Source organism: Ruegeria sp. HKCCSP346 (assembly GCF_017872595.1).
In the GTDB taxonomy this organism is placed as follows: Bacteria; Pseudomonadota; Alphaproteobacteria; order Rhodobacterales; family Rhodobacteraceae; genus Ruegeria.
On the sequence record NZ_JAEDOT010000001.1, the window covers coordinates 679,329 to 699,815 of the forward strand.

A 20,487-nucleotide genomic window follows, 5' to 3' on the forward strand; every position below is an offset into this window, starting at 1 on the left:
TCTTTCACCCCCGCCGAGGCGTAAACCGGAAAAGGAAAACATAGCATGGCTCTTCCCGAGTTCACCATGCGTCAGCTGCTGGAAGCTGGCGTACACTTCGGTCACCAGACACAGCGTTGGAATCCCCGCATGGGCCCGTTCATCTACGGCTCGCGCAATGGCATCCACATCATGGACCTGACCCAGACCGTTCCGATGCTGGACCAGGCGCTGCAGGCCGTTCGTGACACCGTTGCCAAAGGCGGCCGCGTTCTGTTCGTTGGCACCAAGCGTCAGGCTGCTGGCCCGATCGCGGAAGCGGCTGAAAAGTCGGCTCAGTACTACATGAACCACCGCTGGCTGGGCGGCACGCTGACCAACTGGAAAACCGTTTCCCAGTCGATCAACCGTCTGAACCAGATCGACGAAGCGATGGAATCGGGCGCCGAAGGCCTGACCAAGAAAGAGCGTCTGGGCATGGAGCGTGACCAGGCCAAGCTGCAGGCTTCGCTGGGCGGTATCCGCGAGATGGGCGGCGTTCCTGACCTGCTGTTCGTTATCGACGTCAAGAAAGAAGCGCTGGCCATCGCCGAAGCCAACAAGCTGGGTATCCCGGTTGTGGCTGTGGTTGACACCAACTGCTCGCCCGACGGCGTTGACTACATCATCCCCGGCAACGATGACGCAGCCCGCGCCATCGCGCTGTACTGTGATCTGGCCGCACGTGCCGCTCTGGACGGCATGACCGCTCAGATGGGTGCGGCAGGCGTTGACCTTGGCGCATTCGAAGAAGCACCGGTTGAAGAAGTCGTTGCAGAAGAAGCGCCCGCCGAAGCAGAAGCCGCACCGGAAGCCAAAGCCGAAGCGTAAGCTGCCCGTCACGTAAATGACATATGGGGCAGGGTATGACCTGCCCCAATTCCGTTTGAATTGAGGAGAGCCTAAAGATGGCAATCACAGCAGCAATGGTTAAAGAACTGCGCGACTCGACCGGCGCAGGCATGATGGACGCAAAAAAAGCGCTGACCGAAACCGGCGGCAACATGGACGAAGCCGTTGACTGGCTGCGCACCAAAGGTTTGGCCAAAGCGGCTAAGAAATCGGGCCGTACCGCAGCAGAAGGTCTGGTTGCAGTCCACGTCAACGGTGGCAACGGTGTTGCTGTCGAAGTGAACTCGGAAACCGACTTCGTTGCGAAAAACGCCGAGTTCCAGGAAATGGTTGGCAAGATCGCATTTGCCGCAGAAGGCGTTGCAGATGTTGACGCGCTGCTGGCTGCTGATCTGGGTGGCAAATCCGTTGCCGACACCCTGACCGACAAGATCGCCACCATCGGCGAGAACATGTCGGTACGCCGCATGGCCAAACTGTCGGGCGACACTGTTGTGTCCTACGTCCACAACGCAGCCACCAACGGCATGGGCAAAATCGGCGTTCTGGTTGCTCTGACCGGTGGCGACGAAGCGATCGGCAAGCAGGTTGCAATGCACATCGCCGCTGTGAACCCGGCGGCCCTGTCCGAAGCAGACATGGACCCGGCAATTGTCGAAAAAGAAAAGCAGGTCCAGATGGACATCGCCCGCGAATCCGGCAAGCCGGAGCAAGTGATCGAAAAGATGATCGAAGGCCGTATGAAGAAGTTCGTCGCGGAATCGACTCTGCTGAACCAGCAGTTTGTCGTGAACCCTGACCTGACCGTCGAAGCAGCGGCCAAGGAAGCCGGCGCAACCATCACCGGCTTCATCCGTCTGGAAGTTGGCGAAGGTATCGTGGTTGAAAAAGAAGATTTCGCTGCTGAAGTCGCCAAAGCCGCGCAAGGCTAAAACGTTACAGGGAAAGTACCGGCAACGGCCTTTCCCAACAAATCTAAAGGGTTACGCACTGCGTAACCCTTTTTTTCTGCCACCGGCAAAAAGCATACTTCCATAAGTAGAGAAGGATTGGAGGGCCCCGCATGATGGGGATGGTCGAGGCCCCCCAAAATTCCGACACCGGTACGCGGACAAATAAGCGCCCCCTTGTCAGAGTGATCGGAGAGCTTTGTTATTGCAAAGATCCAATCCAATGTTCCCTGGCTAAAGCCACCACTCACGGAACACTCTCACTTTGCAACTTTTACGATTGGTTTGAAAAGTAGTGATTTCCTTACCTAGGGTAAACTGACGCGGGATAGCGTCAAAATATTGCGGTTATGCTTCCATAATGAACATCTGGTTGTGCAGTGACGCCTTGAGAACCGCTTGTGCCGTCGTTTCGACCGAAAGCGCCTCGCGCGCGAGTCGCAGGTGCTTCTCTACCGTTGCAGATGTCAGTCCCATCAACAGCGCGATATCCTGAGTGGTTTTCCCGTCACCAACCCACTGCAAAGCTTCGCGTTGGCGTTTGGTAAGTGCCCGGTTCGGCGGAAGAAACGGCAATGTCAGGATTTTCAGGTGGGCGACATTGTTCATAAGCAGAATGTCGTCGCCGTGCTCTTCCCAGACCGCATCCACATCTTCCTGGCTCAGCCCATCATTGGCCGACAGGGAAATCGCCCCCTTCGAGCGCATGGAAACCGAGTTGAAGCTTACGGTATAGCCGGAAACCACGCCCATGGATTTGTTGAACTCGAAAACTTCGCGCTCCTTCGCGGTCATCGTTCCGCCCGAGCTCATGTCCTGCAACATTTTCCAGCTGGCGGCGCCTTCGTTGTCCAAGGCCCACTTCAACATCGGAGCGTGAAAATACAGACCATCCTTGATGAACCCGTCCACATAAGCCCGTTTGTGGTTCGTCAGGATTACGAAATCTTCCGGGTCACCCAAGGACGTGGCCGTCCGGAATTGCGTGTACCCATAGATCAGGCGGGTAAATCCGAACTCGGCCATTTGGCGGCAATGTGCGTCCCACAGGTCTTCCAGGGTTTTGGCGTAGCTGACAAAGCGAAGATATTCCTTGAGCTTCATGTCGCGCTGCCCGCCTTCAGATGGGCCGCGAGCGCGTCCAGCGCGAGGATATAGCTGTGGGCACCGAAGCCACAGATCTGACCCAGTGCGACGGGGGCTATGTAGGACCTGTGCCGAAAGGCTTCCCGGGCATGAATGTTGGAAAGATGCACTTCGACAACCGGCAGTTCCACCGATGCAATCGCATCCATAAGGGCAATCGACGTATGCGTGAACGCGCCTGCGTTCAGTATCAGCCCGCTTTGTACACCGCGGGCCGCGTGAATGGCGTCAAGCAGCACACCTTCGTGATTGGATTGCAGGTGGGTGACGTCCAGCCCAATGGAGGCGCCATGCTGAACGCAACGGTCCTCGATCATATGTAGTGTCGTGCTGCCGTAAACCTCGGGCTGCCGTGTGCCAAGCAGATTGAGGTTTGGGCCATTCAATACCAAAACGTTATGCATGTTTTCACGATCCCCATACTTGGTTCATAGACGCGAAAAGGCCGGGTTGTCTACCTGACTTTGGTGGATTGAATACAGACAGTTGCCCTGAAAACAGACCTTGAGATGGAAGAGTAAACCAAGTTCAGTCCTTCGACATGACGACGCCGCGCGTCCGTTTGGACTTGGGCCGCACATCTACATCCGCTTTTCGTTAGCGGGAAAACAGGTTTTCGGGCGCATTGTCGTCGGTTTCAGTATCCGAACATTGAAACTACCCGGGCTTATCGGCCGGCCCTTTGCGACGCTGAGTAATCCTTGCAAACCGTGTCTGATGCGATTGAAGATTGTCATGTGGAATTTTGGTGCAACCCGGTTTCGCGCCAACGCAGCGGACGGCTAATTGCTGTAAAGACGACAAGGTTTTGAATCTGGTCGGAATGCAACCGAAATCAGATTTAGCAGAGGAACACGACAATGACCCCCGATACCCTTTTCTCGCTGCCCGGCAAAACCGCATTGGTCACCGGAGGCGCCACGGGTATCGGTCGGATGGCCGCAGAGGCGTTGGTCAGGGCCGGCGCGAGCGTGTTGATCGCTTCTCGGAACGGGGACGCGTGTGTCGCGGCCGCCGCCGATCTGAATGCACTGGAGGCACCGGGAAGTGCCGAAGGGTTTGCCGGAGACATCGGCAGCGAGGCAAGTATAGCCAAACTGGTTTCGGACATTCAGGACCGGACGGAAAGGCTTGATATTCTTATGAATAATTCTGGCGTGACCTGGGGAGCACCCATGGGCCAATTTCCGTATGACGCGTGGGACAAGGTGATGTCGGTTAACGTGGCCGGGGTATTCGAGCTTACCCAGAGGCTGCTGCCGATGTTGATGCAATCCGGAACCGCAGACGATCCGGCCAGGGTCGTGAACGTCGGGTCCGTGATGGGAGAGGTTCCCATGGGGGATGGCGCCTATAGCTATTCAGCCTCTAAGGCTGCGGTACTGCATCTGACAAAAATCATGGCCAAGGAACTGTCGCCCTACCACGTAACGGTCAACGCGCTGGCTCCGGGGCCGTTCGTATCGCGGATGACAGCCTTTGCTACGGCGGATGAGGACAAGCGTGAAAAGGTCGGCAAGTCAGTGCCGCTTGGGCGCGTCGGCTGTGACGAAGATATAGCGGGGTGCGTGCTGTTTCTGTGCGGACGCGGGGGCAGTTATGTAACCGGTTCGATTATCCCGGTTTCTGGTGGGATCAACGTTGTAACATCGGGCAATATCTTCGCCGAAGCCTTCTGAGTCGCGCTGCGGTCAAAGCCGCTCCTGCTCACAACGTGTTGGATTTGTTTCGTTTTTTGTTTTTCGACAGCTCAATTTCCAGGTTCGGCAAGCTGTTCTTGCCAAAGAACATTTCAGAGCCGTAAAACAGGCTGGGAACGCCAAAAACGCCGCGGCGCACGAACGATTTGGTCTGATCCTTCAGGTCCTGTTTGATTTCAGGGCTTGTCATGGCCTCGCGCAACTTGCGAACTGGCAGTTCGTTTTCGTGTAGAATGTCAATCAGAACGGCCAGCTCATCCGCCTTTTGCCCATGCACCCATATGGCATCAAATATGGCGTTTATGTACTTGATTTCCCATGATTTACCGCTGGCGAACCGGGCGCCGCGCATCGCAAATTTCGTATTGATCGGAAAATGCGGGCTCATGTGAAAGCTCAGCCCGCGACGCCGCGCGAACCGATGCAAGTCGTGGGTAAGATAGGCGGTTTTCTGGCGGTTTTCGGAAAACGCCTGAAACGGGCTTTGGTTATGCGTTGCCTTGAAAACAACAGGCAGAAGGACGGGGGAATACGTGATCTTGGCATTATGCCGCGCGGCCAGCTCTGGCAGCATCTTGTGGGCCAGAAAGGCATTTGGGCTGCAAAAATCGTAAACGAAATCTAAGCTTTGCGTCATGCTATTCCTCCCGGCCAATACGGCACGTCGCCGTCCAACAATTTACAAGCGAATCTGTGACGGTTTCACTGTATCACTTGGATTTAAGGCGTGCCTCTTGGCTCTGCATGTATAACCATTCATTTCAGCCTGGGTTTTGCTGTTGTTTCAGGCCCTACGCGTACACGATATTAGTCAACTTCTGGTGGAACTCAAAAATGCTTCGAAAACAAGTCATGTTCGATGAAACGCGCCTGAACCGGATTCGCATCTGGATGGACCGCTATGTTGAGCAGCGCAAATACGCGGGCTCGTCCTTTTTGCTGAAGCACAAGGGGGATGAGGTCTTTTTCCACTCCAGCGGCCTGCGAAATCTTGAACAAGACTTGCCGTTCCAACGCGACACGCTGGTACGCATCTACTCGATGACCAAACCCGTCACGTCTGTTGCCTTGATGATGCTGGCGGAACGTGGGCTGTTTCACCTCGACGCGCCGCTGTCGGATTTCCTTCCCGAGTTCAAACAGATGCAGGCTCTGGTACCCGGCGCGGACAAGCTGGATCAAACCGAGGACGCGGCAAGCCCGACCCTTCATCAGTTGCTGACCCATACTGGCGGTTTCAGCTATCCGTTCAATCCCGGGATACTACCGGAGGCGATGGATGAAAAGGACCTTATTTTCAAACCAAATCAGGGCCTTCTGAAAGATCGCGTACGTGAACTGGCAGAGCTACCCTTGGCTTTCCAGCCCGGAACACGGTGGGAATATTCGGTTGGAACCGATGTGGTTGGGCGCGTTGTCGAGGTCGTCTCGGGACAGACCTTGGAACAATTCTTCCGGCAGGAAATCCTGGCGCCCCTCGAGATGCGCGAAACCGGGTTTTCCGTGCCCGACGGGGCAGGGGACCGGTTCGCCTCGCTTTATACGCCGCTGGCTGGCGACGCGATGGCGTTGAATTCCGCGGATCAAGGAGGCGATACCTTGCGGCTGGTGGATGCCCACGAAACCTCTCCATTCGCGAATGCGACAACGTTCTCGGGCGGCGGTGGGCTGGTTTCCACAATCGATGACTATGTCAAGTTCGTTGACATGCTTCGCAATCGCGGGTCCGGCAACGGGCATCAACTGTTTGGCCCGAAAACGGTGGACTTCATGATGCGCAACCACTTGCCGGGTGATATCGCTTCGATGGGACCAAAGAGCTTTGCGGAACAGCCCATGGAAGGCATGGGATTTGGCCTTGCAGGGTCGATTGTCCTCAACCCGGGTCGGGTGCGCGTGCCAGGGTCCGTCGGTGATTTCAGCTGGGGTGGCATGGCCTCGACCTATTTCTGGATCGACTGGCAGAACGATCTGACGGCTGTGTTCTTCACGCAATTGTCGCCGTCCAGTTCCTATCCATCCCGGGCTGAACTCAAGGCCTTGGTGCACGCCGCCATGATTGAATGATATTGCTTAGGCTGATACCCGGGTTTCGATCAATTAGCCCATGAGCAGACAATGACCGAAGCGGAACGCATCTTATTGGACCTTCTGGATATCGAACGGCTTGAAGTCGATCTTTTCCGCGGCACAGGATCGGGTGGAGAAACACCGACCCGAATTTTCGGCGGTCAGGTCATCGCGCAGGCCCTTGCCGCAGCATACAAAACCGTGGAAGACCGGTTGTGCCATTCCCTGCACGCCTATTTTATCCGCCCCGGGGATCCAGATAAACCTGTTATTTATCAGGTGGATAGGGCGCGTGACGGCGGGTCGTTCACAACCCGTCGCGTTGTCGCCATTCAAAATGGAAAGCAGATCCTGAACATGTCAGCTTCCTTTCACGTTCAGGATGAAGGTTGGGATCATCAGCATCCGATGCCAACCGTGAATCCTCCGCAGACGTACCCATCGCGATCCGAGCTTCGACACGCATATGTGGATCGCGTGCCCGAAGGTTTTCGCGGTGAGCTTCTGCGTGAACGCCCGATCGAAGTCCGCGAGGTGGACCATCTGGATCCGTTCAACCCCGAAGTGTCGGATGACCGCAACAAAACCTGGTTTCGCATGGCGGCTGCCGCGTCTGCGGACGCAAAAACTCAACACCTGCTTTTGGCCTATGCGTCTGATATGAACCTGATGTCGTCAGGTTTGCGACCGCACGGGCTAAGCTGGTTTTCCGGAGAGTTCAACGGCGCCAGTCTGGACCATGCTTTGTGGTTTCATGCACCTGTGAAATTTCAAAACTGGCATCTGTATGTGATGGATTCTCCGTGGACGGGGCAGGGACGCAGCTTTAATCGCGGATCGATCTATTCAGAAGACGGAACCCTGGTCGCGTCGGTAGCTCAGGAAGGTCTTATGAGGAAGGTTCAGAGAAAACGTCAAGTATCCGGCGTAAAGTGTTGATTCAACTTTCGCATTCCGCCCAGCCAGCGATCGTAGTCGGCCGCTTTGAGTTGCAGGTAATCCAACACCTGCGGATGCGGAAGAACCAGAAATCGTTCTTCCCGGATGGCTTGTACGCAGGTTTCAGCGACGTCTTCGGGTTCCAGCACTCCGTCGATCGATGCTACTGAAACCTCATGTCCTTCAGTCATTTTCGACCGAACCGCCTGAGGACAAAGAACCGAAACCCGCAGACCTTTGGCGCCATATGTCAGCGACAGCCACTCGGCAAATCCGACCGCCGCGTGTTTCGTGACACCGTATGGCGCCGCACCGGGTTGGTTCAGCAAACCCGCCGCAGAGGCCGTCGTCAGAATATATCCGCCGCCGCGACCGATCATACGAGGCACCAAATGGCGCGCGGTCCACACGTGGGACATCACGTTGATTTTCCAAATTTTTTCCCATTGATCATTGGGAACATCCAGACCGCCAAGCGTCAGGATTCCGGCATTTGCACAGAACAGATCAATTGGGCCAACGGTATCTTCGGTGAAATCAATCAACGCCTCGATCTGTTCCTCATCCGAAACGTCACATGTGAAGGCAACGCCGCCAGTTTGGGTTGCGACTTCACGGGCTGCGGCCTCGTCAATATCCGAACAGATGACGCGCGCACCTTCCTGAGCAAAGCGTTCCGCCAAGCCCCGGCCAATGCCATCTGCGGCACCGGTCACGATGACAGTTTTATCTCTGAGCTCCATGGCGCGTTCCAAAACAAGTTTTGCGTGTTCTGGGCAGAGTGTTCACTTTGCGGCCAAGTTACAAGGAGCTAATAATTACCATAATACAGATTATGCGAATACCAGTTGCCGCCACGGGGGCGCCACCCACAAATACGAGTTCTGCAAAAAATCAAACGATTTTGGCGTCATGTGCGCAGGATGTGGTTACCCCAAGGCGTATCCAGCGCCCCGGACGGTTCGTACTGGGTCGGTCCCGCCATATTGCGTCAGAGCTTTGCGCAATCGCCCGATATGCACATCAACGGTTCGGGTATCGACATAGATGTCGCGACCCCAAACCCGGTCCAGCAATTGCTCGCGGCTCCAGACCCTGCCCGGCTTTTCCATGAATGTGCTGAGAAGCCGGAACTCGGTCGGCCCAAGTTTTAGGGGTTTGTTGTCCCGGCTGACCTTGTGCGTCTCGGAGTCAAGAATGATGTCATCGAATTCCAGGCGCAAACCAACGGTCGAAGGACGGACGCGGCGCAATTGCGTGCGAACGCGCGCCATCAGCTCGACCACGGAATATGGCTTGACCACGTAATCATCCGCGCCGGTTTCAAGACCGCGAACTTTGTCGACTTCCTCGGTCCGGGCCGACAACATGATAATCGGGATTGAACGCGTGTCCGGGCGGCTTTTCAGGCGTCGGCAGACCTCGATACCGCTCAGATTGGGCATCATCCAGTCCAGAACAATGATGTCCGGACAGTCTTCGTCTACCAACAGCATGGCTTCTTCGCCGTTGCCAGCCTTTGAAACCCGAAACCCTTCAGCTTCAAGGTTGTAGGCCAAGACTTCACGCTGGGCCATTTCATCCTCTACAACCAGAACGGTAGGTTGATCTGCGGACATCTCACTCGTCTCCTACACGGTTTGCGACGTGTTGTCAGCCTTGGGCCGGGCTTCGGCCGGGCGGTCGCCGGTGACCAGATACACGACCTGTTCGGCGATCGAGGTTACGTGATCGCCCATGCGTTCGATGTTCTTGGCAATGAAATGCAGGTGCATGCAGGCCGAGATATTGCGTGGGTCTTCGGCCATGAACGTCAGAAACTCCCGGAACAGCCCGTTATACATCTGGTCAACCTCTTCATCACGGTTGATGACGTCTGTGGCCAGTTCCGCATCGCGCTGGATATAGGCATCCAGTGCATCACGCAGCATCCGTTCGACCTCGCGTGCCATACGGCGCAGGGCCGCAGCGCTTCCGTTGATCTCGCTGGCATTGACCAGAACCGTGGTTCGTTTGGCGATATTCTTGGCATAGTCGCCAATACGCTCAAGGTTGCCGGATACCTTCAGAACCGACAGGATCAGCCGCAAGTCACCGGCGGTGGGTGCACGCAGCGCAATCAACCTGGCCGTTTCTTCGTTGATCAGTTCTTCAAGCGCGTCGATGGCTTTGTCGCCTTTTCGCACCTCTTGCGCCAACTCTTCATCGCGGGTTTCCAGCGAGCGGGCCGCGCCTATGATGGCGGCCTCGACCAGCCCGCCCATCTTCATGATATGCGCTTGGATCGCCTCGAGGTCGCGATCGAAAGCAGTTGCAATATGTTGTTCGCTCATTGTCAGATACCTGTGCTTAGCCGATGCGGCCGGTAATGTAGCTTTCCGTGCGCGGATCTATCGGATTGGTAAAAATCTGCCCGGTTTCACCGAATTCAACCAGATTGCCCAAGTGGAAAAAGGCCGTTTTCTGACTGACCCGCGCCGCCTGCTGCATCGAGTGGGTGACGATCACAACGGAAAACCGCGACCTCAGTTCGTCGATCAACTCTTCGACCTGTGCGGTCGCAATCGGATCAAGGGCCGAACACGGCTCGTCCATCAACAGAACTTCGGGTTCGGTGGCGACGGCCCGGGCGATGCACAAACGCTGCTGCTGGCCGCCGGACAGGCCGGTTCCAGGTGCATCCAGACGATCCTTGACCTCATCCCAGATCGCGCCGCGGCGCAAGGATTTTTCCACGATTTCATCCAGTTCCGCCTTGTTGCGGGCCATGCCGTGAATGCGCGGGCCATAGGCCACGTTGTCATAGATCGATTTCGGGAACGGGTTGGGTTTTTGGAACACCATCCCGACCTTGGCGCGCAACTGGACCGGATCGACACGCTTATCATAGATGTCTTCACCATCCAGCAGGATGTCGCCTTCGACGCGGCAGATATCGATGGTGTCATTCATTCGGTTCAGGCAGCGCAGGAAGGTGGACTTGCCACAACCAGATGGCCCGATGAAGGCCGTGACGGTCTTGTCTTCGATCTCAACGCTCACGTCCTTGATGGCATGGGTTTCACCGTAGAAAACCTGTACGTTCCTGGCGTTGATCTTGATGTCTTTGGAGTCCACGGTTCTCTCCACTCGTGTCATGTCGTTCATTCCAGCCCCCATTTACCAGCGGCGTTCAAAGCGGCGGCGCAAGATGATTGCGATGATATTCATGGTCAGCAGGAACATCAAAAGTATGATGATCCCACCCCACGCCTTCTCGTAAAAGCCGACGTCAGCGCGTGCGGCCCATGTATAGATCTGGGCGGGCATGGCCGAATTCGGCTCGGTAAAGCCTGCAAGAAAGCCGTCGGGATATCCGCGTGCGACAAACCCCACCATGCCGATCAGCAAAAGAGGTGCGGTTTCACCCAAGGCTTGCGCCAGACCGATGATGGTACCTGTCAGAATGCCCGGCGCAGCCAGCGGCAGCACGTGGTGAAACACCGCCTGCATTTTCGACGCCCCTACCCCAAGCGCCGCGTCGCGTATCGACGGAGGCACGGCCTTCAAGGACGCGCGGGTCGAGATGATGATCGTCGGAAGCGTCATCAGGGTCAGAACCAGACCACCGACCAGCGGTGCCGATTGCGGCAGGTGCATGAACTGAATGAAAACGGCCAGGCCCAGAATACCGAAGACGATGGACGGAACCGCGGCCAGGTTCGAAATGTTCACTTCGATCAGGTCAGTCAACTTGTTTTGCGGCGCAAATTCTTCAAGATAGATCGAAGCTGCAACGCCAATCGGCAGAGACAGACACAGAACGACCAGCATCATGAAGAACGATCCCACAACCGAGACACCGATGCCTGCGCCGCCGGGGTTGTCCACGCCTGCGTCCGCGCCGGTGATGAAGGGCCAATTGAATGCCTGCTTGATGATGCCAGCCTGTTCCAGCGCATCGACCAGATCCAGATCGCTTTTTTGCAGAAACCGGCTGTCCTGTATCGTGTCGCGGGATACGCGGCCTTTGAAATACCCGTCCACCCGGCTGGATGCTGCCAGATCGAATTGGACCGGCTCACCCAGCTTGTCGGGGTTTTCGGTGTAAAAGGTCCGGATCGTGCCGCCGACTTTACCCAAAAGACGCTCGATCGCGGCCTCATCAAAATCAACGCTGATTCCGCGTTCAGCAAGTTCACTGTTCAACTGGGCGACGAACAGGTTGGAATAGACTTTTGTCTTGAACAGGGCCCCTTCGGCCTCGTCCCGCTGCGGTTCGGTCAGTGTGAATTCAATGCTGACGACCGTGCGTTGGAAGGCCGGAATCCCCTGCGACAGGATCGAAGCGAACAGAACAACCAGAAAGAACAGACCGGTTGCGATTGCGGCGATGCCATAAGCGCGGAACCGTTTCTCGGCTTTTGCACGTTTCGTCGTACGTTCATCCGGAGCCGTAAGCGAGATCATATGGCGACCGGATTCGGGGCTTTGCATACTGGTGTCGGTCATTCGTACTGCTCCCGATACTTGCGCACGATATACAGGGCACACACGTTGAGCCCCAAGGTTAGAATGAAAAGGGTCATGCCAAGTGCGAAGGCGACCAGTGCCTCGGGCGAGGCAAAGTCGGCGTCCCCCGTCAACTGGCTGACGATCTTAGCTGTCACGGTTGTCATGGCTTCGAACGGGTTCAGGCTGAGGCGGGCCGCGGCCCCTGCCCCGAGAACCACGATCATGGTCTCGCCGATGGCGCGCGATGCCGCCAGAAGGATCGCGCCGACGATACCGGGCAACGCGGCGGGCAGAACGACCTGACGGATGGTTTCCGATTGCGTGGCGCCAAGACCGTAGGAACCATCGCGCATTGCCTGCGGCACGGCGTTGATGATGTCGTCAGACAGCGATGAGACAAACGGGATCAACATGATCCCCATCACCAGACCCGCAGTCATGACGGCGGTGCCGGCTTTCATCCAGCCCAGGCCATTTTCACCAAAAACATCCAACAGCAGCGGACCAACGGTCAACAAAGCGAAGAGACCGTAAACGATGGTCGGAATACCGGCCAGCACCTCAAGCAGCGGCTTGGCGACAGAGCGCAAGCGGGGCGAAGCGTATTCGCTGAGATAGATCGCGGCAAACAACCCGATCGGCACTGCAACCAGCAACGCCACGACAGAGATGTAGAGCGTCCCCCACAGCAGCGGCAAGATACCAAGTTCGGACAACCCGCCGCGGCCCGAAAAGCTGGGCGCCCAGGTCATGCCGAAAAAGAAATCTGACGCCGGATATAGTTTGAAGAACTCCCAGGTGTTGAACACAAGAGACAGGACAATGCCCACCGTTGTTAGAATGGCAACCGACGCGGCCGCCATAAGCAGGACACGAACCCCCTGTTCCACAACGTTGCGCGCACGGTATTCGGCGTTGGTTTGCAACCAGCCCGCTACGGCACCGATCAAGGCAACCGCGACAACGGCAATGGACATGATCGCATACCCGGTCGAGCTCATGGCGCGATAGCTCTGCGCAGCGCGCAATACCGGTTGAGTGATGTCCGAGGTCACCACCTGCCCCGCGTCCTTCAAAAGCTGGGTGATCTCGGCGACATTCGCATCGGCATCACTGGCGGCGTTCTCGGTCAGGTTTCCTTGCGCAACCGCATTGTCCAGCCCGGCGGCGGTGCGGCGTACTTCGGCCATCACCAGGCTGCGAGAGGAACCTTCCTTTATCACGGAGTCGGATATCATGCCCGACACCTGTGCATTGAGAAAGAAAGGCTGCGCCAACAGCCACACGATCAAGAGGCCGAAGGCCGGCACAAGCGTCTTCAGCGCAACGTTTGCACCGTAAAATGATGGCAGGGAATGCAGATTCCGACTGTCACCACCAGCGTTTTGCAGCGCGCGTTTGCGTCCCATCAGATAGCCGACAGCCGCGATCGCCGAAACGATCAGAAAGAGCCAAAGTATCGGCATAACACCCCCATTGCCTTCGATTGCGTGTAGTAAAAAGACAGTGAAGGGGCGACGGATCCGTCGCCCCTATTTGCGTTAAACTGACGTCAGGCTCAGCTGCCCGAACCCATGGTGACTTCGTTGGAGATCGCGTCCTGAGTTTTTGCCAGTTCGGGATCGGCGACCAGGCCATAGTTGGCAAGCGGGCCCGACGGACCGGCGATTTCGTCATGGGTGAAGAACTGCGCGTATTCCTTCAGGCCCGGGATCACGCCGATATGAGCTTTCTTCACGTAGAAGAACAGCGGGCGAGAAACCGGATATTCGCCGGTCGAGATGGTTTCGGTCGACGGTGCGACACCCGACATGGTGGCAACCTTCAACTTGTCGGTGTTGTTCTCGTAGAACGCCAGACCAAACACGCCGATACCGTTGGGGTTGGTGTCGATACGCGCCAGGGTTTCGGTGTAGTCACCGTCGATATCGACCGATTTGCCGTCGGTGCGAACCGCAAGACAGGCGTCTTCAGCGTCGTCCTCGCTCATACCGCCCGCGATCATGGCTTCCATGGCGCCGGTTTCTTCACAGCCGATCAGCAGAACTTTTTCTTCGAATACTTCGCGGGTGCCGTGCTTGGTGCCCGGGATGAAGCCTGCGATTTCAACATCGGGCAGTTCCGGGTTGAAATCGGCCCAGGTGTTGTACGGGTTGTCAACGATCTGGCCGTCTTTCAGAACTTTTGCACCCAGAGCGTTGAAAATGTCGGACGGTTCGAACGCGGTAAAGGCAGGCCCGGTCTGCTGGCTTGCGAATACGATGCCGTCATAACCGATGCGGACTTCCATGATGTCAGTCACACCGTTTTCGGCACAGGCTTTGATCTCTTTTTCACGGATCGCGCGGGATGCGTTTGCAACGTCGATGGTGTTTTCGCCAACGCCTTCGCAGAACCGCTTCAGACCAGCCGACGAACCGCCGGATTCAACAACCGGAGTTGGAAAGTCTGTGTTTTCACCAAACAGTTCGGCTACGATCGAGGCATAAGGCAGAACGGTCGACGAACCGGCGATCTGAACATTGTCACGCGCCGCAGCAGTGGTCGCCGAGACGGCAGCGATAGCCAGCGCAGATGCCGACAGTTTTACAAAGGACATTTCAGTCTCCCTGAAAAGATGTGCTTGATCACCACCATGATGATCCTGCGGGGACCCCTATGGCGCGTGCGTAAGCCTTTTGTGACACATGCGTAACGGTTTTATGACAGCAGGGGTTTTTTTGCGTTTTTTCCAATGAAACGCCAATGCCCCACGGGGTCAGATCAAAAACAGACTTGCATTCCAAGCTGTTTCAACGGGGCAAAATAACCGTAAAAACAGAGCCTTTTCCCAATTCGCTTTCGACACGAAGTCTTCCACGATGGCGATTGACGATATGCTTCACGATCGCAAGGCCAAGCCCGGTTCCGCCCAGCTGCCGCGACCTGTGGCTGTCGGCGCGATAGAATCGCTCTGTCAGGCGCGGCAGGTGAACGGCATCTATGCCGGGGCCTTTGTCTATGAACTGGATTCGGACCGCCGGGGCGCGCATCGCCGGATCCCTGTCCACCGGCAGGACACGTACCGTAACACTACCGCCACTGGCACCATACTTGATCCCGTTCTCGATAAGATTGGTGAAAACCTGTCGCAACTGGTCGCCGTCACCGGTGGCTGAAAGCGGGCCGTTTTTCACGTCCAGCGACAAAACCACACCGGCGTCTTCGGCAAGGGGCCGCAGCGAGTTTATCGTGGATTGAAGAAGACCGGTAAGTTCCAGCTGTTGTCTGGGTCGAACACGTTCTTCGCTTTCGACCCGGTTCAACGACAACAGATCCCCGACCAGACGGTTCATCCGGTTGGCCTCATCGGCCATGATCTTGAGGAACCGGTCACGCGCGGCGGGGTCATCCCGGGCCGGACCGCGCAGGGTTTCGATAAACCCCATCAAGGCAGTCAACGGCGTGCGCAATTCATGACTGACATTGGCCACGAAATCCCGCCGCATCTGGCTGGCGTGCTCCAGATGGGTGGTATCCTGAAACGTGACCATAACGGCCCCTTCCGAAGCGACCCCGTTCATGTATCTGCATTCAACTGCGTATGTTGTGTCCTGCGCACCGTCATTGGACAGATGACGTGCTTTCTTTGCGCTTCTGCTTGTAAGGCTTTGCTCGATCGCGTCCAGAACCTGTGGCTGTCGCAATATGGTCGCAAAATGACGTCCAACAATGTTCTGGCCCAGAAGGGACGTTGCATCTGTGTTCGCGGCAATGATCCGTTCGGTCTGATCCACCATCAGCGCCGGCAACGGGATCGCAAGAACAATGTCCTTAAGAACGTCTTCCGTCATGCGTCAAAACCCACTCATTCCTTCGCGTCAAAGCACAGGTTTCAGGGTATCGCGGAATTTGCGCATGTTCTCCTGATAGTGCAGCGCACTGAACGTGATCCTTTGCGCCGCAGCCTCATCAAGCTGGCGTACGACCTTGCCCGGCGATCCCATGACAAGCGAATTGTCGGGGATTTCCTTGCCCTCGGTGATCAGGGCCCCTGCTCCGATCAGACAGTTCCGGCCGATCTTTGCCCCGTTCAGGACGATTGCGCCCATTCCGACCAACGTGTTTTCGCCTATGGTGCAGCCATGCAGCATCACCTTGTGGCCGATGGTGCAGTTTCGACCAATCATCAGGGGAAAACCGGCGTCGATATGCATCACGCAGTTTTCCTGAACGTTGCTGCCCTCGCCGATCCGGATTTCTTCGTGATCCGCGCGAATCGTGCAGCCGAACCAGACCGAGGCTCCCTGCTCCAGCACAACCTTCCCAATCAGATTGGCATCCGGCGCGACCCAAGTGTCGTCGTGAATGTGCGGAGCGTGCTCGCCCAAAGCGTAAACTGTCATGACAGTCCCTCGAATTCTCTCTGCAACTTGCGGACGTGCTGTTGCAACCTGGGTTGCTGAATGCGGCGCATCCGTTCTGCGCTGACGATGGTTTTCAGCTTTTCTTCGGTTGCCTCGAGGTCATCGTTGATCAGGACGTAGTCGTAATAGCCCCAGTGACTGATTTCATCCCAGCTTTTGAGCATCCGACGGGCGATGACGTCATCACTGTCCTGCCCGCGCGTTTCCAGCCGGCGGCGCAGCTCGGGGATGGACGGCGGCAGAATGAAAATCGATAACGCGTGTTTGCCCAGATCCGAATTCCGGATCTGCACTTCGCCCTGCCAATCGACGTCGAACAATACGTCCTTACCGGCATTGATCGAATTTTTGACCGGCTCGGCAGGCGAACCATAGAAGTTTCCGAATACATGGGCGTGTTCCAGCATCTGCCCATCAGCGACCTGCTGTTTGAACTCGTCCTCGGACAGGAAGAAATACTCGCGCCCATGCTCTTCCCCGGGGCGCGGGGCACGGGTCGTCGCCGAGATCGAGAATTCCAGATCCGTATCCCAGGCCATCAGCCGTCTGGCCAGGGTCGATTTGCCCGCTCCGGACGGAGAAGACAGGATGATTAGTAGGCCTCGGCGGTCCGCCATGTCAGTCGTTCCCATTCTTATTCCACATTCTGCACTTGCTCGCGCATCTGATCGATCACCGCTTTCAGTTCCAGCCCGACCGATGTCAGGTCCGAGCTTTGCGCCTTGGAACACAGCGTGTTGGCTTCGCGATTGAACTCTTGCATCAGGAAATCCAGCTTGCGGCCCACGGCCCCTTCCTGTGCCAACAACTCACGAGCGGCCCCTACATGCGCGGTCAGGCGATCGATTTCTTCGGTGATATCCGCCTTGACCGCGATCATCGCCAGCTCTTGCGCGACACGATCGGGATCCGCGCCCTGCGCATTCTCCAGCACCCGCGCGAGATTCTCGCGCAGCCCCTCGATCATCTTGTCTTTGCGTTGCTCGGCAATCTCTGCGGCCTGCGCCGTCAGTTCCGCGACCTGATCCAGTTGCGTGTTCAAGACCGCGGCCAAAGCTGCCCCTTCGGTTTTGCGCATATCTATGAACGCCGCCAGAAGATCTTTGAATTCGGACGTCAGATGAGCAACAAGCGGAGCCGGATCGTCGGCCTCGGTTCCTGCGTCCATCATCCCCTTGAGCGCCAAAAGATCTGACGCACGCGACGGCGCAAGCGTGATGCCGCGCGCAGCTGCCAGCGCTTCCGTTTGCCCAAGAGCGGTCAGGGCCGCAGCCATCGCGGTTTCGTTCAAGGCCAGTTCCGGGGCAGAATCCTCGCGGTTCAAGCGCATCGACAGGGTCACGTTTCCCCGGCTCAGGGATTTGGACAGGGACGCCCGCAACGCGACTTCGAGACCGGTCAACCAATCGGGCACGCGCAGACGCATGTCCAGCCCCTTACCGTTTACGCTGCGAAGTTCCCACGACCAGCTGTGCGGGCCAAAAGCTCCCTTCCCCGAGGCAAACCCGGTCATGGATCTGATCATGATGGCCCTTTCCTGTTCCCCAGCTGTTTCGAGCATGTGCGCACCTAATGCCATTGACTGGTGCAGAGCAAGAGTTTGCTGAAGACGCATTTGTTTGGCGCAAGTTAACCATTCGTTAAAGAATTGCTCCAAAATTGAATTAACCCGAGTCAAAATACCCTTAGCAATGGTTTGCGGGCCGTAGATGCTTCCATTGTGTTGCATTTTATGAAAAAGGCGGCCAATTGACGGTAGGGTGATGAAAATGAAAACCTTTTTCGGGATAGGTTCCGGGTCAGAATTTGGAAAGATCGTCGCAATGGATCGCTTTGACAGTGGGCGCAGCCTATCGCCGATCCGCCAGGCCGAGGCGTATTGGACCGCATTGTTGAGCGGCGACAGCGTGCCGATGCGGTCTCAAATCGACCCGCGCGGTCTTGAGAATGTTCTTGAATATACTTTCATCCTGGAACGCATCGCACCCGGCCTGGCCCGTTTTCGTCTGGCAGGCAGCCATCTGAACGCGCTTGCAGGTATGGAAGTGCGGGGAATGCCGTTGACCGCGTTCTTTCAACCCGATGCCCGCGCACAGACCAAGGATGTACTGGAACAGGTATTTGCGTCCCCTGCTGTTGCCGAATTGAGTCTGAACTCGGACGGGGTGTTGGGACGTACCCGGATGCAGGCCCGGATGATCCTTCTGCCGCTGAAAAGTGACCTTGGGGATGTCAGCCGTATTTTGGGGGTCATGATCGCCGATGGCGCAATCGGCAAGACACCGCGCCGGTTTTCACTGACCGATACGCGGATCAAACCGGTTTCTGAAATTCAGGTTCCCGCGCCCACACTGCGCCGCCCTGTGGAAGGTTTTGCCGAGGAACAACGCGAACTCAAGCGCTCTGCCGGCCATCTACATCTGGTGGTGTCTCGCGACGATTGAGACCCGCCAATTGCCTTGATCAGAAACAGCGGGCCGATGGCCCGCTGTTGTCAGTGTTTCGGATGCGCTCAGCTTACCGCGCGTTTCGAGCCGTTGCGACGCAGGTTGGTCAGCTCTTCCGCCACCAGGAACGCAAGTTCCAGCGACTGCGATGCGTTCAAGCGCGGATCGCAGGCGGTGTGGTAGCGGTCCGACAGGTCTTCTTCGGTCACGGCACGTACACCGCCGGTGCATTCGGTCACATCCAGCCCGGTCATTTCGAAATGCACACCGCCGGGGATGGTTCCCTCGGCCTGATGCACTCCGAAAAAGTCACGCACCTCGCGCAGAACAGAATCAAACGGGCGGGTTTTATAGCCCGTGGCCGATTTGATCGTGTTACCGTGCATCGGGTCGCAGACCCAGGTGACCTTGGCACCCTCTTCCTTGACCGCCTTGATCAGACGCGGCAGATGCTCGCCCGCTTTGCCCGCGCCGAAGCGCGCGATCAGGGTCAGCCGCCCCTCTTCGTTGTCCGGGTTCAGCTTTGACATCAGAACCTTGAGGTCCTCGGCCGTAGTGGTTGGGCCGCATTTCAGACCGATCGGGTTCAGTACCCCACGGCAGAACTCGACATGCGCGCCGTCGGGTTGACGGGTGCGGTCGCCGATCCAGATCATGTGACCGGAGCCAGCCAGCCAGTTGCCCGAGGTGGAATCCAGTCGCGTCAGTGCCTCTTCGTATTCCAGCAACAGCCCTTCGTGGCTGGTGTAGAATTCGACGGTCGAGAATTCATGGGTTGTTTCCGCAGTGATTCCAGCGGCTTCCATGAAGTCGATGGTGTCCTGAATACGATCGGCAACCTCGGAATATTTCTGAACGTCCTGTTCATCCGCGAAACCCAAAGTCCAGGCATGCACGCGGCTCATATCCGCGAAGCCGCCGGTTGAGAACGCCCGCAGCAGGTTCAGCGTCGCCGCCGCCTGCGTGTAGGCCTGCAACATCTTGTTGGGATTCGGAATCCGGGCTTCGGGAGTGAAGGCCAATTCGTTGATAATGTCGCCGCGGTAGCTTGGCAGTTCCACACCATTCACGACTTCGGTCGGGGCACTGCGTGGTTTGGCAAATTGCCCGGCCATACGACCGACTTTGACCACTGGCACCTTGGCGCCATAAGTCAAAACCATCGCCATTTGCAGCATCACCTTGAAGGTGTCACGGATCGCATCAGCGCTGAATTGTTCAAAGCTTTCAGCGCAATCCCCGCCTTGCAGAAGGAAGGCCTCGCCGCGCCCGGCGGCACCCAGATGCTGTTTGAGACGCCGCGCCTCGCCTGCAAAGACCAGCGGGGGATAATTTGAAAGCTGAGCCTCGACCTTGGCCAGCGCGGCCGCGTCGGTATAATCTGGCATCTGAACCCGGGGCTTGTTGCGCCAGTTCGATTTTTGCCATTCGGTCATAGCTTTGATCTCCGCTGAAGTTTTCAGGT

Annotated in this window: 21 protein-coding genes; 6 read left to right on the plus strand and 15 right to left on the minus strand. The window is 56.8% G+C overall.

The features are described 5' to 3' along the window. The first annotated feature begins 45 nt into the window (after nucleotides 1-45). Nucleotides 46-849: a 30S ribosomal protein S2 gene (rpsB, locus tag I9185_RS03390; RefSeq protein ID WP_171723284.1), complete on the plus strand. Its 804-nt coding sequence runs from the start codon at nucleotides 46-48 to the stop codon at nucleotides 847-849. 77 nt (nucleotides 850-926) lie between these two features. Next, nucleotides 927-1,802, plus strand: coding sequence for a translation elongation factor Ts (gene tsf / locus I9185_RS03395; RefSeq protein ID WP_171723283.1), 876 nt, complete (start codon nucleotides 927-929; stop codon nucleotides 1,800-1,802). A gap of 366 nt (nucleotides 1,803-2,168) precedes the next feature. Here tsf and I9185_RS03400 read toward each other — a convergent pair whose 3' ends face one another. Both I9185_RS03400 and aroQ read right to left on the minus strand, forming a co-directional pair. Continuing rightward, nucleotides 2,169-2,924, minus strand: a complete 756-nt coding sequence (locus tag I9185_RS03400; RefSeq protein WP_171632496.1) for an autoinducer binding domain-containing protein — start codon at nucleotides 2,922-2,924, stop codon at nucleotides 2,169-2,171. Continuing rightward, nucleotides 2,921-3,370: a type II 3-dehydroquinate dehydratase gene (gene aroQ / locus I9185_RS03405; protein ID WP_171632493.1), complete on the minus strand. Its 450-nt coding sequence runs from the start codon at nucleotides 3,368-3,370 to the stop codon at nucleotides 2,921-2,923. The genes I9185_RS03400 and aroQ overlap by 4 nt, the downstream gene beginning before the upstream one ends. 456 nt (nucleotides 3,371-3,826) lie before the next feature. Here aroQ and I9185_RS03410 point away from each other — a divergent pair, with 456 nt between their 5' ends. Further along, the gene (locus tag I9185_RS03410; RefSeq protein WP_210092354.1) at nucleotides 3,827-4,645 is read left to right on the plus strand and encodes an SDR family oxidoreductase; all 819 of its coding nucleotides are present in this window, start codon (nucleotides 3,827-3,829) and stop codon (nucleotides 4,643-4,645) included. Nucleotides 4,646-4,673: 28 nt separating this feature from the next. On the opposite strand, the gene I9185_RS03415 is transcribed toward I9185_RS03410, so the two are convergent. Then, a complete protein-coding gene (locus I9185_RS03415; protein ID WP_171723280.1) occupies nucleotides 4,674-5,303 on the minus strand; it encodes a 2-hydroxychromene-2-carboxylate isomerase in 630 nt (209 codons plus the stop codon). 197 nt (nucleotides 5,304-5,500) lie between these two features. Here I9185_RS03415 and I9185_RS03420 point away from each other — a divergent pair, with 197 nt between their 5' ends. Both I9185_RS03420 and I9185_RS03425 read left to right on the plus strand, forming a co-directional pair. Further along, nucleotides 5,501-6,733 (plus strand): serine hydrolase domain-containing protein, encoded by a 1,233-nt coding sequence (locus I9185_RS03420; RefSeq protein ID WP_171723279.1) that lies wholly within the window; start codon nucleotides 5,501-5,503, stop codon nucleotides 6,731-6,733. A 51-nt stretch (nucleotides 6,734-6,784) separates the two neighbouring features. Then, nucleotides 6,785-7,675 (plus strand): acyl-CoA thioesterase II, encoded by an 891-nt coding sequence (locus tag I9185_RS03425; RefSeq protein WP_171632482.1) that lies wholly within the window; start codon nucleotides 6,785-6,787, stop codon nucleotides 7,673-7,675. Here the strand turns inward: I9185_RS03425 and I9185_RS03430 are convergent. From I9185_RS03430 to I9185_RS03480, 11 genes are all read right to left on the minus strand, one after another. After that, entirely contained in the window at nucleotides 7,651-8,418 is a 768-nt protein-coding gene (locus I9185_RS03430) for an SDR family oxidoreductase (RefSeq protein ID WP_171723278.1), read from the minus strand. The genes I9185_RS03425 and I9185_RS03430 overlap by 25 nt on opposite strands. Nucleotides 8,419-8,604: 186 nt before the next feature. Then, the gene (gene phoB / locus I9185_RS03435) at nucleotides 8,605-9,294 is read right to left on the minus strand and encodes a phosphate regulon transcriptional regulator PhoB (RefSeq protein WP_152457978.1); all 690 of its coding nucleotides are present in this window, start codon (nucleotides 9,292-9,294) and stop codon (nucleotides 8,605-8,607) included. Nucleotides 9,295-9,306: 12 nt separating this feature from the next. Next, the gene (gene phoU / locus I9185_RS03440) at nucleotides 9,307-10,008 is read right to left on the minus strand and encodes a phosphate signaling complex protein PhoU (protein WP_171632476.1); all 702 of its coding nucleotides are present in this window, start codon (nucleotides 10,006-10,008) and stop codon (nucleotides 9,307-9,309) included. Nucleotides 10,009-10,024: 16 nt separating this feature from the next. Beyond that, nucleotides 10,025-10,822, minus strand: coding sequence for a phosphate ABC transporter ATP-binding protein PstB (gene pstB, locus I9185_RS03445; protein WP_171228332.1), 798 nt, complete (start codon nucleotides 10,820-10,822; stop codon nucleotides 10,025-10,027). 12 nt (nucleotides 10,823-10,834) lie between these two features. After that, the gene (gene pstA, locus I9185_RS03450) at nucleotides 10,835-12,166 is read right to left on the minus strand and encodes a phosphate ABC transporter permease PstA (RefSeq protein WP_210092355.1); all 1,332 of its coding nucleotides are present in this window, start codon (nucleotides 12,164-12,166) and stop codon (nucleotides 10,835-10,837) included. Continuing rightward, on the minus strand, nucleotides 12,163-13,635 hold the full coding sequence (pstC, locus tag I9185_RS03455) for a phosphate ABC transporter permease subunit PstC (protein ID WP_210092356.1): 1,473 nt from the start codon (nucleotides 13,633-13,635) through the stop codon (nucleotides 12,163-12,165). The genes pstA and pstC overlap by 4 nt, the downstream gene beginning before the upstream one ends. Before the next feature lie 92 nt (nucleotides 13,636-13,727). Next, a complete protein-coding gene (locus I9185_RS03460; protein ID WP_210092357.1) occupies nucleotides 13,728-14,768 on the minus strand; it encodes a substrate-binding domain-containing protein in 1,041 nt (346 codons plus the stop codon). 193 nt (nucleotides 14,769-14,961) lie between these two features. Further along, a complete protein-coding gene (locus tag I9185_RS03465; RefSeq protein WP_210092358.1) occupies nucleotides 14,962-16,002 on the minus strand; it encodes an ATP-binding protein in 1,041 nt (346 codons plus the stop codon). A gap of 27 nt (nucleotides 16,003-16,029) precedes the next feature. Further along, nucleotides 16,030-16,554 carry a gamma carbonic anhydrase family protein gene (locus tag I9185_RS03470; RefSeq protein ID WP_210092359.1) on the minus strand — a complete coding sequence of 175 codons (525 nt, stop codon included), beginning with the start codon at nucleotides 16,552-16,554 and terminating at the stop codon, nucleotides 16,030-16,032. After that, nucleotides 16,551-17,192, minus strand: coding sequence for a guanylate kinase (gmk, locus tag I9185_RS03475; protein WP_152457986.1), 642 nt, complete (start codon nucleotides 17,190-17,192; stop codon nucleotides 16,551-16,553). The genes I9185_RS03470 and gmk overlap by 4 nt, the downstream gene beginning before the upstream one ends. Nucleotides 17,193-17,209: 17 nt before the next feature. Next, the gene (locus I9185_RS03480; protein WP_210092360.1) at nucleotides 17,210-18,100 is read right to left on the minus strand and encodes a YicC/YloC family endoribonuclease; all 891 of its coding nucleotides are present in this window, start codon (nucleotides 18,098-18,100) and stop codon (nucleotides 17,210-17,212) included. Nucleotides 18,101-18,344: 244 nt separating this feature from the next. Between I9185_RS03480 and I9185_RS03485 the strand changes: the two genes are divergently transcribed. Continuing rightward, entirely contained in the window at nucleotides 18,345-19,019 is a 675-nt protein-coding gene (locus I9185_RS03485; RefSeq protein WP_171632459.1) for a PAS domain-containing protein, read from the plus strand. Between the two features lie 68 nt (nucleotides 19,020-19,087). Here the strand turns inward: I9185_RS03485 and I9185_RS03490 are convergent, their stop codons facing one another. Beyond that, nucleotides 19,088-20,458 carry a 3-deoxy-7-phosphoheptulonate synthase class II gene (locus I9185_RS03490; RefSeq protein ID WP_210092361.1) on the minus strand — a complete coding sequence of 457 codons (1,371 nt, stop codon included), beginning with the start codon at nucleotides 20,456-20,458 and terminating at the stop codon, nucleotides 19,088-19,090. Nucleotides 20,459-20,487 lie beyond the last annotated feature (29 nt).